The 17,321-nt window shown below is 36.7% G+C and carries 17 protein-coding genes; 5 read left to right on the forward strand and 12 right to left on the reverse strand.

Features of this window, described 5'->3' with window-relative positions; translation table 11 throughout:
* Nucleotides 1-93 precede the first annotated feature (93 nt).
* Nucleotides 94-1,002: a hypothetical protein gene (locus tag CPT03_RS17605; RefSeq protein WP_099440059.1), complete on the forward strand. Its 909-nt coding sequence runs from the start codon at nt 94-96 to the stop codon at nt 1,000-1,002.
* On the opposite strand, the gene CPT03_RS17610 is transcribed toward CPT03_RS17605, so the two are convergent.
* The 4 genes from CPT03_RS17610 to CPT03_RS17625 are packed head-to-tail and all read right to left on the reverse strand — an operon-like array spanning nt 994 to nt 6,704.
* Nucleotides 994-4,713 (reverse strand): sensor histidine kinase, encoded by a 3,720-nt coding sequence (locus CPT03_RS17610; RefSeq protein ID WP_172954196.1) that lies wholly within the window; start codon nt 4,711-4,713, stop codon nt 994-996. The genes CPT03_RS17605 and CPT03_RS17610 overlap by 9 nt on opposite strands.
* Nucleotides 4,714-4,749: 36 nt before the next feature.
* Entirely contained in the window at nt 4,750-5,631 is an 882-nt protein-coding gene (gene fabD / locus CPT03_RS17615) for an ACP S-malonyltransferase (RefSeq protein ID WP_099440060.1), read from the reverse strand.
* Between the two features lie 21 nt (nt 5,632-5,652).
* Complete coding sequence (folE, locus tag CPT03_RS17620) at nt 5,653-6,282, reverse strand: GTP cyclohydrolase I FolE (protein ID WP_099440061.1); 630 nt, start codon at nt 6,280-6,282, stop codon at nt 5,653-5,655.
* 11 nt (nt 6,283-6,293) lie between these two features.
* Nucleotides 6,294-6,704: a 6-pyruvoyl trahydropterin synthase family protein gene (locus CPT03_RS17625; protein ID WP_099440062.1), complete on the reverse strand. Its 411-nt coding sequence runs from the start codon at nt 6,702-6,704 to the stop codon at nt 6,294-6,296.
* Between the two features lie 86 nt (nt 6,705-6,790).
* On the opposite strand from CPT03_RS17625, the gene mqnB reads away from it, so the two are divergent.
* A complete protein-coding gene (mqnB, locus tag CPT03_RS17630; protein ID WP_099440063.1) occupies nt 6,791-7,423 on the forward strand; it encodes a futalosine hydrolase in 633 nt (210 codons plus the stop codon).
* A 34-nt stretch (nt 7,424-7,457) separates the two neighbouring features.
* Nucleotides 7,458-8,303, forward strand: a complete 846-nt coding sequence (locus CPT03_RS17635; RefSeq protein ID WP_099440064.1) for a menaquinone biosynthesis family protein — start codon at nt 7,458-7,460, stop codon at nt 8,301-8,303.
* A gap of 7 nt (nt 8,304-8,310) precedes the next feature.
* On the opposite strand, the gene CPT03_RS17640 is transcribed toward CPT03_RS17635, so the two are convergent.
* The 7 genes from CPT03_RS17640 to CPT03_RS17670 all read right to left on the reverse strand — a co-directional run bounded on the left by CPT03_RS17640 (nt 8,311) and on the right by CPT03_RS17670 (nt 14,211).
* Nucleotides 8,311-8,694, reverse strand: coding sequence for a hypothetical protein (locus CPT03_RS17640; protein ID WP_099440065.1), 384 nt, complete (start codon nt 8,692-8,694; stop codon nt 8,311-8,313).
* 4 nt (nt 8,695-8,698) lie between these two features.
* On the reverse strand, nt 8,699-9,931 hold the full coding sequence (locus CPT03_RS17645) for an ABC transporter permease (protein WP_099440066.1): 1,233 nt from the start codon (nt 9,929-9,931) through the stop codon (nt 8,699-8,701).
* Nucleotides 9,932-9,948: 17 nt separating this feature from the next.
* Entirely contained in the window at nt 9,949-10,587 is a 639-nt protein-coding gene (locus tag CPT03_RS17650; protein WP_099440067.1) for an MBL fold metallo-hydrolase, read from the reverse strand.
* Between the two features lie 20 nt (nt 10,588-10,607).
* On the reverse strand, nt 10,608-11,195 hold the full coding sequence (locus tag CPT03_RS17655) for a gliding motility lipoprotein GldD (RefSeq protein WP_099440068.1): 588 nt from the start codon (nt 11,193-11,195) through the stop codon (nt 10,608-10,610).
* Nucleotides 11,196-11,939 (reverse strand): shikimate dehydrogenase family protein, encoded by a 744-nt coding sequence (locus CPT03_RS17660; protein ID WP_099440069.1) that lies wholly within the window; start codon nt 11,937-11,939, stop codon nt 11,196-11,198.
* Nucleotides 11,940-11,968: 29 nt separating this feature from the next.
* Nucleotides 11,969-12,739, reverse strand: a complete 771-nt coding sequence (locus CPT03_RS17665) for a phosphosulfolactate synthase (protein ID WP_099441166.1) — start codon at nt 12,737-12,739, stop codon at nt 11,969-11,971.
* 68 nt (nt 12,740-12,807) lie between these two features.
* Entirely contained in the window at nt 12,808-14,211 is a 1,404-nt protein-coding gene (locus CPT03_RS17670) for a tetratricopeptide repeat protein (RefSeq protein WP_099440070.1), read from the reverse strand.
* Nucleotides 14,212-14,479: 268 nt separating this feature from the next.
* Between CPT03_RS17670 and CPT03_RS17675 the strand changes: the two genes are divergently transcribed.
* Nucleotides 14,480-14,962, forward strand: a complete 483-nt coding sequence (locus CPT03_RS17675) for a nuclear transport factor 2 family protein (protein WP_099440071.1) — start codon at nt 14,480-14,482, stop codon at nt 14,960-14,962.
* 11 nt (nt 14,963-14,973) lie between these two features.
* Nucleotides 14,974-16,515 carry an aldehyde dehydrogenase family protein gene (locus CPT03_RS17680; RefSeq protein WP_099440072.1) on the forward strand — a complete coding sequence of 514 codons (1,542 nt, stop codon included), beginning with the start codon at nt 14,974-14,976 and terminating at the stop codon, nt 16,513-16,515.
* A gap of 65 nt (nt 16,516-16,580) precedes the next feature.
* Here the strand turns inward: CPT03_RS17680 and CPT03_RS17685 are convergent, their stop codons facing one another.
* A complete protein-coding gene (locus CPT03_RS17685; RefSeq protein WP_099440073.1) occupies nt 16,581-17,180 on the reverse strand; it encodes a GIN domain-containing protein in 600 nt (199 codons plus the stop codon).
* Between the last annotated feature and the right edge of the window lie 141 nt (nt 17,181-17,321).

Genomic DNA, 17,321 nt, shown 5'->3' on the forward strand with positions numbered 1-17,321 from the left:
CAAAGTCTCATACAAATAGAATGTTTTTTTTACCATTTGTTATATTTTTATTTATGTTCGCGCCTCAACCTAATTTAGTTAAGAATCGAAGTAATGTCAGATAAGAGTGATCCAGTAAATAAAGGCGACCGCAATAAAATCTATTTTTTAGTTGTCGTTATTGTTGCACTACTAGGTACCAATGCCTATCTTTTTATTAAAGATAAAAAGGAGAATGAGCGATTTGTTACGATTAGCACAGAGAAAGATCGTTTAAAACTGGAGGTTGAAAAAATTGAAGTTGAGCTTGACAAGGTAAATGCCCTGAACCTTACCTTAAGTGATAAATTGATCAAGGAACAGGAACTTGCACGTGGTAAAATTGCAGAACTAAAAGCAGCCCTTCAAAATGGTGCCCTTACCCAGGAACAGCTAGAGACTGCACAAAAAGAAGTACGTGAACTTCGGGAATTTGTAAAAGTTTATAATGAGGACATCCTTCGTCTAAAGAAAGAAAATTCCTTACTTAAAAATGAGAGAGATAGCTTGAAGGCTTCTGCCAACTCTGCAAGCGAGAGGGCAAGTGAACTTGAAAAAAGGAACGAGGAGTTAAATGCAAAAGTAAAAACCGGTGCGGCCCTAAAAGCATCAAACGTGCACATTATTGCATACAGAGTAAAAAATAGTGGCAAAAATATTGAAGTAACACGTGCCAGTTCTGCAAAAAAATTAAGCGTAAAATTTGATATTGTGCCTAATCAGCTGGCTCAAAAAGATTATCACAAAATCTATCTAAGAGTATTTGATCCGGCAGGTAACCTCATAGCCAATGAGAACAATATGTTTGAAGCGGACGGACAGGAAATGCAGTTCAGTTCATCCACATCTATTTCCTATAATGACGACAACACGAGCTTTAATATGGACTGGATTAATCCTAAAGAATTTATAAAAGGAGAATATTCAATCATTCTATACGCCGACGGCTATACTATGGGCAGGGCCGAAATTGTTTTAAGATAAAGGGAAACTCAAATAAAAAGTAGTCCCTACCTCGCCAAGCGATTTAAACTCTACAGTCCCTCCCGCATTCTCTACTGCCTGTTTAACAAAAGCTAAGCCTAAGCCTGTTCCTGATGATTTTGTTGTGAAATTAGGTACAAAGATTTTATCCTGCAAAGAAGCGTCAATCCCTTTTCCATTATCTTCCACTTCAATAAATACGCGTTCCAGATTATTCGAAATGCTTACTTTTATAATACACATCGTATCAACATGTGCCGCTTCGATTGCATTTTTAAAAAGATTATTAAAGGTGCGCAGCACCTGATCCTTATCGCCAAGTACAACAACATCTGTGTCCGTGTTGTTTAGGATATAAATTTCTGCATCTTCAGTATTTCTAAAAACATCTCTCGCCTGTCCAATTATAGGTAATAACTGGAGTTTCTCCAATTTTGTATCAGGCATTTTAGCAAAATTAGAGAACTCAGACGCGATAGTTGATAAGCTATCGATCTGCTCAATAAATGATTTACTGAACCTTTCGAATTTCTTTTGAAAATTAGGATCATTTTCTTTCCAGGATTTTTCGAGTAGCTGTACCCCAAGCTTTAAGGGCGTTAGCGGGTTCTTAATTTCATGAGCAACCTGTTTGGCCATTTCACGCCAGGCACTTTCTCTTTCAGAACGGGCTAGTTTAACTGCACTTTCTTCCAGTGCAGCGATCATCTTGTTATACTCCTTTATAAGTGACCCGATTTCATCATGCCGTGACCATACAATAGGCTGGTTCTTTTGCCCCCATTTTGTTTTTTTGATGCTATCCTGAATAAATGTTAGCGGACTGGTAATCTGGTTGGCCAGAAATACCGCCAGTATTCCAATAGCCACAAAAACCAAGGCATATATATTAATCAGAGTATTGATAAACACACCTATTCTGCTTTGATAATCTGCCTCATTCGAATAATAAGGCATACCAATGTAGGCTATAGTTTGATTCTGGGCATTTCTAATAGGTGCGTATGCCGAAGAGTAGGTAAAATTATTTATTCGTTCTGAGGGGTCAATATAATCTGATCCTTGTAATTTATTTAAGTAAAGAAATGCCTTTGAAGCCATTCGTCTGCTTATAATACCCAGATCATACATTTTTGGAGTAGAAGTAAATAAGAGCACTCCATCTGTATCAAAAAGATTTAAATAAGCTGCATTGATATCAGCAAACTGATTAAAGTCATTTATGGCTTTATCTGTTGGAGCAGGCAAACCAGTCGTTAAAATTAGTTTCTCATAAGATTGTTGTACTTTCCTAACCTTCTCCTTAATGAAATCTTGTTGCTGTCTTCTATACTCATTACGGATATAGAAATAAGTAATCCAGCCTACAATGAGCAAAGTAGCTACAACTGATAGCACAATAGAAAACTGTATCCTGGTTTTGTAAAGAATCTTGTTGGCATTAATCATCAATGAACGGTTAATGTTAAACCAACCACTCCAGCTCTCATCAATATTCTTGAGCAACCAGATCAGTGTGTACAATGTTATTGAGAACAAGATGAAAACCAGAAAGAAAAAAGACAATGTTGCTAGCTGTATTATAAATGACACATCTTCTTTACTAATCACAATGAGCTTTGAAGGCGTAGGATAATAAATGAGGTGCGAATAATTAAGGCTATCTTTAAAAAAGCTCACACTATTATTGCGTGTAGCAAACCCATCACTTGAAAGCCTGTAGGTATAGTTGCCTGACTGGCCTTCTAACCTACCATCTTTATAAAGTGCAATGGAATATTTGCTATAATTATCTTCGTTCTTAATAGAACGGTCCATTAATATATCGGGAAGCTGGCCTTTATAATTATACAACTGGGATTTTAGCTCTATCACTAATGTTCCCAATATCTGGTTCTCTTCATAAATCGGGATAATTCCAAAATAATTCTGATATCCAAACGTATCATTTAAACGATAAAAATAATTTGATTCCGGAACTTTCACGGACCCTGCTTTTACCAGATTTTTAAAATAGCTAAGCGGTATGGTCTGTATACCGGCAGCTGAGGAATCTAAATGATTATAGACATATAGGTTATATTCAAATCTTGGCAGGTAACGTTCAATATAATCACTTTCAATACTTTTCTTAAGTTCTAAAGGGCTGTTAACACCAGGATCTTTAAAATAGCTTAATACAACTTTATTTGCCAGGATAGTTCGTTCCAGATTTTCAATAGTGCTTACAACAGTAAAATCATCAGAAGCTATCAGCCTCTGTGCCATTGCAAATCTATTTACATGTTCTTTCTCATCAATAAATCTCAAATATTTAACGGAAGATATTAAGGCCAGGCAGAAGAATAGCAGTGCAAAAATCCCTATTGAAAATCCGTTATTTCTGATGTAAAAATTCCAGGCAATAATGAAGATAAATAAAGCGTAGGCAATGAAGAATATGCTGAATCCTGTTCCTAACTTATAAATAAGGCAAGCAAAAAATGCCGCTAAAAACAGAATTGCCCTTTCTCTATTGGTAACATTTAATTGCAGCGTTTGCTGCATAAATATATTAGCAACAAGATAAATATTAAACCAAACAAGGCATAGCACTATAATACTAACCCAACTTATGCCATCAAGATTGATGATATTGGTAATATCAAAGTTTATTTTTGAATTGATGATTAAACCAAGGAACACCCGATCAAATAAAAATGCCAGAGCCCCAAAAATGAGCAGCAATACAAAGTGAAAGAGCAGCCCCCCTAATTTACTACGTGTTAACCATCCCGGGAGCTTATATTTATCGTTATAAGTAAAAACAAACAACACTACCCAGGTAATGGCAATTACATTAAGCAGGAAATCTCCTAAAGAGGGTAGAAAAAAGCTTTCTGCGTATATTTTAGGACTAAATATGGGCAAATTAAACTGCTTGTTAAACCACCCATACTCCAAATCAGTTACTCTTATAACTACAAAAAACAGTAGTATCAAAAGAGTTGCCGGGACTAAATTGCCTCTTTTGGCCAACCATCCGCAAAAAGAATTAAAAAATAGACAAAAACTAAATAGTCCAACTATCCAAAGCCAGAGCTCTATGGTACCATAAACACTTCTGGAATAGGTTGATTTCAGTTTAACTTCGAAGATGATTTTCCCATCCAGATTACTGATGCCCTGCACTTCAGGGTCAATAAAAGTAGCCAGTGACAGCGAATTATTATTAGACAAATAAGGCGAAAAATCATTCTCCAGATATTGATTTTGTATACTGAACTGGTTCTTTACTTCTAATAAAAAGATTAGGGCATAATTACCTGTAGTTTTCTTGATAACTTCAAACCATCCGTTTGCGAACTGAGAAAACGAAGAGCCTTCTTTGATTACGTCAGGGTCAGGAGGAATCAGCGCATTATAACTCCAAAACTTCAGCTTATTATCCTGATAAGTAAATATGTTGATCCCTTTATCACGATATTTATTGATAAAAGCTAGTCCATACTGATCATTTAAATGATACTGCTTGGCCTTTTCTACCTGAGCAGCATCATTTAAAAAATCGTATACCAGCCTTTCATTTGTTGCGAGGTTCTTTTGAAGCTTTCCAGCTTCATGTACTAACAGCTCCTTTTTTGTAATTGAATGCCTTAGCGACAAAGCTGTAACTATACAGCAGGCACCTAGTATTACTAAAAGAAATCTGATTTTACCTCCGATACTCACACTTGAATAGTTTTTAATAAAAGTATTATAACTGGCTTAGCTTATGGCTGCAGAACTAGTTGGCAGTGCTCTGTTAACCTTTTTTACCAAACCTTGTAATACATTTCCCGGGCCAACTTCAACAAACTCAGTTGCTCCGTCAGCAATCATTCGCTCTATTGTCTGCGTCCATTTCACTGCTCCTGTTAATTGAGTAATTAAATTAGATTTAATTTTTTCAGGATCCGTATTTGGGCTAGGGTCTACATTCTGATAAATAGGACATACAGGAGGTAATATGGTCACATTTTCTATAGCCTCTTTTAATTCTATTCTGGCAGGCTCCATCAATGGTGAGTGAAATGCGCCACCTACATTAAGCTTTAAGGCACGTTTCGCTCCAGCTTCGGTTAATTTTGCACAGGCAATATCAACACCTTCAATACTTCCTGAAATAACAATCTGACCTGGACAGTTGTAATTTGCCGCTACCACTACTTCATCGATGCTATTGCAAATATTTTCAACAACATCATCCGCCAGTCCGAGTATTGCGGCCATAGTTGATGGCTGAAGCTCACATGCTTTTTGCATTGCATTTGCCCTGGTTATAACCAATTTCAAACCGTCCTCAAATGATAAGGCTGACGCTGCAACAAGAGCAGAAAACTCACCCAATGAATGTCCTGCAACCATATCGGGTTTAAATTCTTCGCCTAATGTCTTTGCTAAAATAACTGAATGTAAAAATATTGCCGGCTGTGTAACTTTGGTTTCTTTAAGTTCTTCATCCGAACCAGAGAACATAATATCGCTGATGCGAAATCCTATAATTTCATTCGCCTTTTCAAATAATGCTTTGGCCTGCTCATTTTCGTATAGTTCTTTTCCCATACCAGAAAATTGTGCGCCTTGACCTGGAAATACATATGCTTTCATAAATGTTGTTGGTTCTATTTTTTAATGTAAGTTCGCTGTTATTAATCTTAAAAATTCAGCTCTTGTTTTATCTTTTGCAAATTCTCCTGTAAATGCTGATGTGGTGGTAACAGAATTTTGCTTTTGTATTCCTCTCATTGCCATGCAAAGGTGTTTACACTCTATAACTACAGCAACGCCAGCGGGCTGGAGTGTTTCCTGAATACAGTCTCTTATTTCGTTAGTTAAACGTTCCTGAACTTGTAATCGTCTGGCAAAAGCATCTACAATACGTGGTATTTTACTTAAGCCAACAATATGACCGTTAGGGATATAAGCAACGTGTGCCTTGCCAAAAAAAGGAAGCATATGATGTTCGCACATAGAAAACACTTCTATATCTTTAACCACAACCATTTGGCTGTAATCTTCTTTAAACATTGCTCCACGTAATATTTCTGCCGGATTAAGGTCATAACCATGTGTTAAATATTGTAAAGCTTTAGCCACGCGCTCAGGAGTTTTAACCAACCCTTCTCTTTCCGGATTCTCGCCCAGCTGACCCAATATATCTTTATAGTGGCTAGCTACGGCATTAATTTTTCCTTCATTATAACGGTCAATCTTTATGTATCCGTCCTCTGTCTCATCTAAATGATCTGTATGATTCATATCTGTGATTATTAACCAAAATACTCAACAAAGTTATTCTCGGTTTCGTAAATTTTAATAGAATGTAAATGGGCTCCCGATTCTGCAATAAGTGCATACAATTGATCCCAAATGGCTATAGCTAAATTCTCTGTTGAGGCAAGTTTTCCTTTCATGAAATCAACATCCAGATTTAGGTTCTTATGATCAATCTTATCAACTACATAAGTATTTGTAATGTCCTTTAACCATTTTAAATCTACCAGAAACCCTGTTTCAGGATTAATTTCTCCTTTAACCGTTACATACAGCTGGTAATTATGTCCATGCCAGTTTGGATTAGCACATTTTCCATAAACTTCCGTATTTTTATCTTCGGTCCAGTCAGGCCTTGAAAGTTTATGGGCTGCGTTAAATGACGCTTTTCTTGTGATATATATCATTTTAAAAGGTTATTGTTTTTGTTATTAACAAACAAATATACGCAGAAAGCTTAAAGTAGAAAGGTTTAACACTAACTTAGATGTTTATGAAGATTTTGCTAGTTGCCGCCACAAGGCCAGAAATCGGGTTAATAACCGAGCATTTTAAGCTCCCTGAAAAAGATTTTATGCAAACTCCTGAATTTGATATCTTAATTACAGGAGTGGGAATGACCGCAACAGCATTCGCATTGGGACAGCACCTATCCACCAAATACAATCTTGTATTAAATCTGGGAATTGCCGGATGCTTTGATCGTTCAATACCTTTGGGTACTGTCTTAAATGTAATAACAGATGAATTTGCAGAGCTTGGAGCCGAAGATCGTGAAAATTTTATCTCTATTGATGAGCTTGGATTTGGCAAAAACAGTTATACAGCATACAACAACCTGCTAAGTGAATCGGTAATAAAACTAAAAAAAGTTAAAGGGATAACTGTTAATAAGGTACATGGAAATGAAATAAGTATTTCGACCGTTAAGGCTCGCTTAAATCCAATAACAGAAAGCATGGAAGGAGCTGCTGTATTATACGGTTGTGAAAATACAGGCATTCCATGTCTGCAGATTCGCAGCATTTCCAATTATGTTGAGCCTAGAAACAAGGCTGCCTGGCAGATCGGTCTTGCGATAAAAAATCTAAACGAATGGACAATAGGATTTTTGACAAATACATAACCATTCAGTTTGGCATACTCCCTATCTTTATCCCATGAAACTTAGTCTTGGCTTTTCTCCCTGCCCAAATGATACTTTTATCTTTGATGCCCTCATACACCATAAAATTGACACTGAGGGTTTAGAATTTGAGGTATTTTTTGATGATGTAGAAACCTTAAATCAAAAGGCCTTTAAAGGCGAACTAGACATCACTAAGCTTAGCTTTCATGCTTTTGCCCATGTATATGAGCAATATGCCTTATTAGATGCCGGAAGTGCTCTTGGATTTGGTGTAGGCCCCTTGCTTATCTGCAAAAATGAAAACCTCATTCATACTCCAGAAAAATTAACTACAAATCTTAAAGTTGGGATTCCGGGAAAATATACCACAGCAAATTTTCTGTTGGGGATTGCCTTTCCCCATTTAGTAGATAAACAGGAAATGATTTTCTCTGAAATCGAGTCTGCATTAATTGATAACAAGATTGATGCCGGCCTCATTATACATGAGAATCGCTTTACTTATTCTGAAAAGGGGCTTCATAAAATTATTGACCTTGGAAGTTATTGGGAACAATTAACGGGCTGTGCCATCCCATTGGGAGGTATAGTAATTAACAGAAATATTGATATTGAGACACAACAGAAGGTAAACCGATTACTGCGAAAATCTGTTGAATTTGCTTTTGCAAACCCAAAATCGGGCATTGATTTTATTAAACAGCATGCCCAGGAGATGAGTGAAGAAGTAATGTATAAGCATATTGAACTGTACGTAAACAAATATTCAGTAAATTTAGGTACAGAAGGAAGAAAAGCTATTGATGTGCTGTTTAAACTAGCTGTTGAAAAGGGCTTAATACAACCAATTGATCGCGATTTATACTTAATTCCGTAACCCAAGCTTAGTTGCAGGGGCCGTCAGGTATTTCTTTTGTTATTTTAAGCACTTTCGTTACCACCATGGTAGAATCAAAATCTGCCGATACTATCAGGCTATCAGATTTAATCATGTGACACTCTACCTCAACATAAACCGGTTCATAAGGCTTCTCAAAATTAAAGTTACTATAGGCTAGTTCCAATGTTTTTGCGCTATCAGTTACCCAATACTCCCTACCTTCCTCACAATCGGTAAATGACTTTATTTCAGGGCCATAACTATACAGTCCTTTTATTACTCTTGAAGTTCCTGCTGTTTCTTCAGCATCCCTTCTATTACAGGCCACAATTACTCCTGCTAACAGCAACACTAATAAAACTACAGAATTCTTATTAAATTGGTTCATATCATTAAAGATCTTGATTCAAATGGTTTATCTTCTTAACACTTAAGTTAGATGACAAAGCTGATGCCACAAAAGAAAACACACTTACAGTTAAAAATACCAGCAAAAAGTCCTTCCATTTAAATGCCACCGGGTACGCATTAGTAATCACTAAATTGTCTTGTGACATTTTAATAAGTCCGAATTTTTGTTGTAATAAACAGAAAAGAAATCCAACCACCAAACCAACAATACAACCGGTCATAGTAATCATCATTCCTTCAAATAGAAATATTCGCTTAATCAATTTTTTCCCAGCACCCAAGCTACTTAATACGGCTATATCTTTCAATTTATCTATAACCAACATTGTTAAAGAACCTATGATATTAAAGATAGCGATAATTAAAATAAAAGTAAGAATAATATAAACTGCCCATTTTTCGCTTCCCAGAATATTATAAAGCACTTTATTTTGCTGTATCCTATCCTTAACCTCAAAGCTCTTCCCTATGCCTTTCTCAATATCCTCTTTAAAAATATCTGCATTAACTCCAGGTTTAAGATTGATCTCAACAGACGTAATTTTTTGAGGCTCTCCTAATAACTCTCTTGCAAATTTTAGAGGAACGATAGCTACATTATCAAAATCCTGCTGTACTTCAAATACTCCCGACACAGGAATCGATAATACGGTAAAATCATCTGCAGGATTAACAGAACTAGTTTTGTTTCCCTTTTTCGGAGAAAATATTTGTAACGGGTTAAAAGGATCTGTTGTATTTACCATCAGATAAGTCTGAATTGCTGACCCAATTACAGCATGGTTACCATTACCGTTTTCAATTAAAAACTTACCCTCAATAGTGATACTATCCAGGCTCTTATTTTTCAGATAATCCGGGCTAACCCCCTTTATTAAACCTACAGATTGTTTATCATTATACCTTAGCAAGGCATTTTCCGATAGGACTTCGCTATAAGAATAAATACTTTTATTCTTTTTTAATTCATTAAAATAAGCCGTATTCGGCTCAAATGTTTTGCCTTCAACGGGCGAAATAACTATCTGAGGGGTAATCGTATTAAACATTTTTAATACAACTTCCTCAAAACCATTAAATACAGATAATATAATAATTAATGCGGCACTCCCTACAAAAACACCCACTACCGAAATTGTAGAAATGATGTTTATAGCGTTAGTAGATTTTTTAGCAAAAAGATACCTGCGAGCTATGTAAAAGGGTGTATTCAATTATTTTTTAATAAAACTTACTGTAAAAAAGGATTATGCTGTTTCTCAAAACCTATTGTTGTTGGTTGCCCATGCCCTGGGAAAACTTCACAATCATCAGGCAATATAAACAAGTTATTTTTGATACTGTTGATCAATTGCATGTGATTTCCTCCAGGAAGATCTGTTCGGCCTATACTTGAGTAAAACAACACATCACCACCAACAAGAAAATTATCAGCAGCAGCATAAAAGCACAAATGTGCAGGTGAATGCCCAGGGGCAAAAATCAAATCCAGCTCGCTATTACCAAATTTAACCTTCCCGGTTTCTTGCAAAAAAACTTCCGGTTCCGGAGAAAGCTCATAATGCAAGCCCATTTGAGGTACATAACCCGGAATAGCCTGTAACACAAATAACTCACCTTTATGAAATTGGGGCTTTAGTCCCCAGGTATCGTAAACAAACTTATTACCAAATACATGGTCATAATGGCAATGGGTGTTTAATAAAATCACTGGCTTTAGTTTTGTTTCCTTTATGAATCTGGCCAGAATGTTTTGCTCTTCCCCATCATACATTCCAGGATCAATTATTGCACATTCACCGGTTTCATCATATAAAACATATGTATTTTCCCTTACCGGATTAAAAGTAAATCTTTGTATACTTATCATTTTAAATTACTTATATCGCCTTATTTTATCCACCTAAATGTACTAATCATTCTGTCAATATCCTTTTTAATAAAGGAAACGACTGGCTGTATAGAATCGTACTGAGGCCGCTCATTAAAGTATAGTGCACCTCTAAAATAATGTTGAGTACTGTCTGTCAAAAAGAATTGTACTGATGATGCAGTATTCCCTTCTATCGCATAATACACGCCATAAACCTTTTTTTCAGGATAGTTAATTAGCCTTTGGTCTATCGAATTTGCTTTAACGGTATGCTTAAATGCAAAAGTTCTTGCATCCTCAATTAAGCCTTCGTATTCATTTTTGGAAGCGATATCATAATAGGTTAAATGCAACCGGGCATTAAACTGATTAAAAGAAAGATTGTACCAGCAAGGCCTGGTATCCCTGCTGCTGTCTTTCTGCATCTCTGCATAAACCGGATAATCAAATGAAAATGCACATCCGCTATTAAAAGTTTTATACACCTTTTTTGGCATTTCTATATTAAAATACCCTCTGGGTTTGGGCGAATAATTACCCCCTGTGGTACAGGCACAAAGCCACATCATTAACATAGAAAGACAAAAAAATGTAACCTTCTTCATCTATTTATTCCAAATATACCAGGATCGTTCTGCCTGCAGATATAACATTTCCAATCCGTTTTTAACATTAGCTCCATTAGCCGCAGATTTTGCGAGAAACGTCGTCTCCTCTGGATTGTAAACCAAATCATAAGCCAAATGAGCCTCAGTCAACGCTTCATATGGTATATCCGGACAGGTTTCCGTATCAGGGGACATCCCTAAAGGTGTTGTATTTATTAAAACAGTATAGTCTTTAAGGAGTTCCGGGGTTACAGCATCATATAGAATACTATTGGATGTTGCTGTTCTTGTAACTACAACAAAAGGAATATGGAGCTTATTTAAAACATATTTAACTGCTTTAGCGGCGCCTCCATCTCCAAAAACAAGGGCTTTTGTGTGGCGTTCATCTAACATTGGCTTTAAAGATTCTTCAAAACCATACGCATCTGTATTGTAACCCTTCAATATTTCCTTCCCGTTATTCCGTTGGATCGAAATACAATTCACGGCACCTATTTGTTCTGCAGCCTCATCAATTTCATTTAGATAAGTCTGAACAGGAAGTTTATAAGGAATGGTTACATTTAAGCCCTCCAATTCTACATTTTCGGCTATAAGTTTTGGCAAAAGCGTAATTTGTTCGATTGGGAAAAGCTCATACTCACAGTCAGTAATATGTTCATTTAAAAATTTCTCTGTAAAGAATTTTTTTGAAAAGGAATGTGATAACGGAAACCCGATTAACCCAAATTTTCTCATTCTGATAAGTTATAATTAAAGAATAAAAATTACAACTTCGCTAAATCCAGGAAGTGATCAAACGTATCTCCTCTTAGTCCTAAACGAATGGTCTCCAAAGGTATTACCTCAGCAGGGGCTATATTTCCAAGATTAACATTTGCGCCAAGAAGCTTAATGAACCATACTTGCTGTTCTTTTTGAGGAGCCTCCCAAATGATCGTTTCTTCAGGAATCTGCGTGAGGATCTCATCAACTAAACCTTCCCTAACCTCACCTGACCCCCTATAAATCCCCACATTACCTCCTTCTCTGGCTTCAGCAATTACTTTCCACGATCCAGCTTCTATTTCAGCCTGCATTAGCTTAATCCACTTGTAAGGAGCAAATATTTTAGCTGCATCTTTAGATCCTACTTCCGAAATTACGGTTACCTGTTTGGATAGTTTTTGAATAAACTCACATTTCAAGTCATGCTCTATACTGATTGAACCGTCGGAAACTTCTACATATTCCATATCAAACTGTTCAAGTACACGACAATAATCGTCGAACTGATTTCTGATAATAAACGCTTCAAAAAGAGTACCGCCAAAATAGGTAGGAATGCCGGCTGACTTATAAATAGCTAGTTTTTCCTTCAAATTAGGTGTTACAAAAGACGTAGACCAACCTAACTTTACAATATCTGTATGTATTCCGGAAACATCTATAAAATCTTCTGTCTGTCTTAAGCTTAGCCCTTTATCCATAACCATCGTAATTCCTTTGTTCCTAGGTTTTACAGGTCGTTCGGGTATATTATTCAATGGGTAATTCATATTGGTCACAAAGGTGAAAAAAAATCGGACAGTTTTCATCAGCATGGCCAATAAAAACTGTCCGGTCTTTATTTTAAATAACGGTTGATTACTTCAAGTATGGAACCGTTCTCTTGTAATTGGGGCAAATATTCAAATAAAATGTAATGTTTATCAGGATCTGTTGCCAATGCGGTTTCAAGATACAACAATGCATCGTTCTTTTCACCAAGAGCAAACAAGTAAGCTACCATTCTGTAATAGAGCTCTGCAGCATCAGGGTTGTTTTTTATAGCATCAGCAATGGTTTCAGATGCTTCCAGCAATTTACCTTGCTCATACAAAACCGTAGAAAAATCCAACCAGGCTTCTACATCCACCGGATTATATTCAAGGACTTTATAATAAGCTTCAACAGATTGCTCTATCTGTCCCAGCTTATAATAAGCATCTGCTATAGCAAACCAAAAGTCAGGATTCTCTCCATCAAGCTCAATTGCTTTTTTGTAAAAATGAAGTGACTCAAAGAAGCGCTCTTCAAAATTAAGCGTTACTCCTATTCCAAACCAGGCATCCGCCATCTTTGGATCCATTTTTACCGACTTTTTATAATAAGACCTCGCTTCATCCATACGCTCCAGCTTCTCATAGCACTCCCCAATGGCACAATATGTATCAGCGTTAGGTTTTTCGTACTCAAATGTTTGCTTATAAACCTCTATTGCTTCAGCAAATCGGTCAAGCTGAACCAGGGCATTCCCTTTATTATAATAAGCAGATGCAAAATTATCTTTAATCAGGATTGCATAGTCATAAGCATCAATTGCTTTTTCAAAAAGATCCAGCTTATGATAGGAATTTGCAAGATTGTACCATGCTGCATATGAATAAGGGTCATTATCAATATATTCCTGATAAAACTGAATACTTTCCTCTTGCTTATCTAATATATCGTAACAGAAAGCAAGTTCGTACAATCCATCCTTATTCTCCATATTCTGCTCCAGGCTCTGCTTAATATAAACAATAGCACTTTCGTAATCAAGCATATTTTGGTATACATACGCAATTTGCAACAGAATCTCGTCAGTAGTTTCAGCAAATTCAAGTGCTTTCTGGAAATTATCCAGTGCTTCCGAGTAACGCTCCAGGCTATTATAAATATTCCCCCTAAGAATATAAATTTCTGCTTCCGAAGCTTCAAGCATTTCCGCTTTTTGCAAAGCCAGAAACGCACGCTCAGTTTGGTCAGTAACAAATAATAGCTGAGCTTGCTTTACCAGGAATACCGCAGCATATGGATGCTGATTTAAAGCATATTCAATTACCTGCAATGCCTTTACCGGGTCGTTCTTTTCAATATAGTAATCAATAATATTTTCAAAGGCCTGGGCATCAAAAAAGTACTGATCCTGATTACGTATCATCTCTTCGTAACGCTCTACAGAACGTTGCGCATCATCGCTAAAATCAAAATAAAATTCCTCTTCCATGTATCTAATAATTAAAGAACAGATCCCTGTGTTAAAAATACATTATAAGTTTACAACAATTATTAGTAGCACTAACCAAATAATTTTCAACATACACACACCCTTGCCCATAAACAACTGAATTAATAATAGTTAGCCTAAACATCTACCCTAAGAATGTTTAGTAAGATAGAGAATGAAACAAGGGTTCTGGTCCTAATTCAATACAAAATAACGTAACTTTATTTTAAGACAGGTAATATTCCCGTCACGAAAATAGCTCCCTTTTATGAAACAGTTCCTAAAAATAAAAAAGCGTAACTTTCTGATTATTGTTTTTCTTCTGACAGCAATAAACGTTACTGGCCAAATCCAGCAACATGAAGAAGACCTTGTAAAGGCCACAATAAATAAGCTATTTGAAGGCATGAAAAACACTGATAGTGCGATGGTTAGCAATGCTTTTGCAAGTAATGCAATTATGCAGTCCATCCATAAATCAAAAGACGGAGAATTTAAACTAACTGATGAAAAGGTCTCTGATTTCATCAAATTTACAGGAACTTCACATAAGGAAAAATTCGATGAACGCATTATCTTTACAAAGATCCTGATAGACGGAAATCTAGCCAGTGTGTGGACAGACTATAAGTTCTACATTGACAATAAATTTAGCCATTGTGGCGTCAATTCTTTCCAGTTATTTAAAGATAAAACCACATGGAAAATTATCTATATTGTTGATACCCGAAGAAAAGAGAATTGCCTTTAAACTATTCAATTATGCAGAATAATATCAGTCAGGTTTTAAAAAACCTAAACATTCTGGATTTAAATCCGGCCTACAGTACAGGTAATGAATGGGGAGCCTCTCCAGACGCACAAATACTCAACAGTGATTCTCCCGTTAATGGGAAGAACATCGCCCGTTGTAAGATGGCAACTACTGAAAATTACAATGCTATAATAATAAAAGCAGAAGAGGCCCATTCCTATTGGCGCAGCATACCAGCACCAAAACGGGGCGAAATAATAAGGCAGTTTGGTGATGCCCTTCGTAAAAACAAAGAAGATCTGGGTACTCTTGTTTCTTATGAGATGGGTAAGAGTCTTCAGGAAGGATTTGGAGAAGTACAGGAAATGATAGACATCTGTGATTTTGCCGTAGGCCTGTCTCGCCAGCTTTATGGCTTAACAATGCACTCTGAGCGTCCCAGCCATCGGATGTACGAACAATGGCACCCATTAGGGATCGTCGGCATTATTTCTGCCTTTAATTTCCCCGTAGCTGTGTGGAGCTGGAATGCAGCATTGGCACTAGTTTGTGGCAACGTTTGCCTTTGGAAACCATCCGAAAAAACACCACTTACAGCAATTGCCTGTCAACATATTATTGCCGGTGTTTTTAAAGCAAATGAGATTCCGGAAGGTGTATGTAACCTAATTATCGGAGATAAAGTAATTGGCGAGCTCATGACAAATGACAGTCGAATCCCACTAATATCAGCTACAGGATCAACCCGCATGGGAAAGGCTGTTGCCGTAGCGGTGGGTGCCAGGCTCGGTAAAAGCTTGCTTGAGCTGGGTGGAAACAATGCTATTATTATCTCTGAACATGCCGACCTGGATATGAGCTTAATTGGTGCTGTTTTTGGTGCTGTTGGAACCGCAGGTCAGCGATGTACCTCTACCCGAAGGCTTATAATTCATGAAAGTGTTTACGACACTTTTACTGCAAAGCTGGTAAAAGCCTATGGTCAATTACGCATCGGCGATCCTCTTGATCAGCATAACCATGTAGGCCCTTTAATTGATACGGATGCTGTAGCTGCTTATCTTAATTCAATTGAAAACTGTAAAACAGAAGGCGGAAATTTTATAGTAGAGGGTGGTGTTCTGCAAGGCCAGGCTTATACCAGCGGGTGTTACGTAAAACCATGTATTGCCGAGGTGAAAAACGACTACAAAATTGTTCAGCATGAAACCTTCGCTCCAATTTTATACCTCATAAAATACAAAACACTTAACGAGGCTATTGCCTTACAAAATGGGGTACCACAGGGTTTATCCTCAGCAATAATGACACTCAATTTAAGAGAAGCCGAACAATTTTTATCTGCTCAGGGTTCTGATTGCGGTATCGCAAATGTTAATATCGGAACTTCCGGAGCAGAGATAGGCGGAGCCTTTGGCGGTGAAAAAGAAACAGGTGGAGGCAGAGAAAGCGGATCTGATGCCTGGAAAGCTTATATGCGCAGGCAGACTAATACAATAAACTATTCCAACACACTTCCTTTAGCGCAAGGAATTAAATTTGATCTCTAAACATATTGCATAAAAAAAAGCAGCGGATACATCTACGCTGCTTTCATTATGCATAAATAGAACTACTATTTTCTACTGGCAGCTACCATAACCTGCTCATATGGTGTTGTTGTTGTTTTCACTGCCACCAATCTATCAGTATTCAATTTCGAAATGTCGTCCTTTATCATAGTATGATCTGCTGTTGTTCCGCTTAATTTCAAATCTGCATGATCTTTTATATAAGTATACATACTTTCTGTATTTGCTTTTACCGTTGCTTTTGCATCATCTTTTAGAAATACCTGAAGACATTTAAGGTCAAACTTACCTTCGGTTTTCACAACAGCCTGGCCAGAAGCATCTATTCGCTGTAGGTCATTTACCAAGACCAGAACTGTTATCTGATTAGCTTCTGTAGAATTAATAATTAAAGTATATCCAAGTCTTTTAATTGAAGTTTTCTCCTGATTATAATCACCATTTACAACTTCTATGCGTTCTTTTTTACTTTGAACTAAAACAACCTTCACATTCCCGCTCACTTTAAGCTTATTAAAAGTCATTGAAGTAGCCAATTCAACTGGCTTTTTATCGGTTCCATTAGCAAATGTTGTCATACCGGTAGAGGCCAAAAATACAACGGTCAATGCTGAGGCGAATAATGTTTTTACTAGAGTTTTCATCTTTTCGAATTTTAGGGTTTTGTAGTTTTTTTGTAATTAAGACCCCCTTTTTCAGCAAACGTTTCAGCCAAATATTTCATTTTATACCATCCGAATGTAACTCACGACCAACTGTCTGATTCCCTCGACAAACTCATTATA

The sequence above is a fragment of the Pedobacter ginsengisoli genome (genome assembly GCF_002736205.1).
Lineage (GTDB): Bacteria > Bacteroidota > Bacteroidia > Sphingobacteriales > Sphingobacteriaceae > Pedobacter > Pedobacter ginsengisoli_A.

Excerpts from the sequence above, each read along its gene's own strand:
- CPT03_RS17650 (WP_099440067.1), bottom strand. The coding sequence starts at position 10,587 with ATGATAAGTATACAAAGATTTACTTTTAATCCGGTAAGGGAAAATACA.
- folE (WP_099440061.1), bottom strand. The coding sequence starts at position 6,282 with ATGAATCATACAGATCATTTAGATGAGACAGAGGACGGATACATAAAG.
- CPT03_RS17670 (WP_099440070.1), bottom strand. The coding sequence starts at position 14,211 with ATGGAAGAGGAATTTTATTTTGATTTTAGCGATGATGCGCAACGTTCT.
- CPT03_RS17655 (WP_099440068.1), bottom strand. The coding sequence starts at position 11,195 with ATGAAGAAGGTTACATTTTTTTGTCTTTCTATGTTAATGATGTGGCTT.
- CPT03_RS17625 (WP_099440062.1), bottom strand. The coding sequence starts at position 6,704 with ATGATATATATCACAAGAAAAGCGTCATTTAACGCAGCCCATAAACTT.
- mqnB (WP_099440063.1), top strand. The coding sequence starts at position 6,791 with ATGAAGATTTTGCTAGTTGCCGCCACAAGGCCAGAAATCGGGTTAATA.
- CPT03_RS17680 (WP_099440072.1), top strand. The coding sequence starts at position 14,974 with ATGCAGAATAATATCAGTCAGGTTTTAAAAAACCTAAACATTCTGGAT.
- CPT03_RS17660 (WP_099440069.1), bottom strand. The coding sequence starts at position 11,939 with ATGAGAAAATTTGGGTTAATCGGGTTTCCGTTATCACATTCCTTTTCA.
- fabD (WP_099440060.1), bottom strand. The coding sequence starts at position 5,631 with ATGAAAGCATATGTATTTCCAGGTCAAGGCGCACAATTTTCTGGTATG.
- CPT03_RS17665 (WP_099441166.1), bottom strand. The coding sequence starts at position 12,739 with ATGAATTACCCATTGAATAATATACCCGAACGACCTGTAAAACCTAGG.
- CPT03_RS17640 (WP_099440065.1), bottom strand. The coding sequence starts at position 8,694 with ATGAACCAATTTAATAAGAATTCTGTAGTTTTATTAGTGTTGCTGTTA.
- CPT03_RS17675 (WP_099440071.1), top strand. The coding sequence starts at position 14,480 with ATGAAACAGTTCCTAAAAATAAAAAAGCGTAACTTTCTGATTATTGTT.
- CPT03_RS17685 (WP_099440073.1), bottom strand. The coding sequence starts at position 17,180 with ATGAAAACTCTAGTAAAAACATTATTCGCCTCAGCATTGACCGTTGTA.
- CPT03_RS17605 (WP_099440059.1), top strand. The coding sequence starts at position 94 with ATGTCAGATAAGAGTGATCCAGTAAATAAAGGCGACCGCAATAAAATC.
- CPT03_RS17635 (WP_099440064.1), top strand. The coding sequence starts at position 7,458 with ATGAAACTTAGTCTTGGCTTTTCTCCCTGCCCAAATGATACTTTTATC.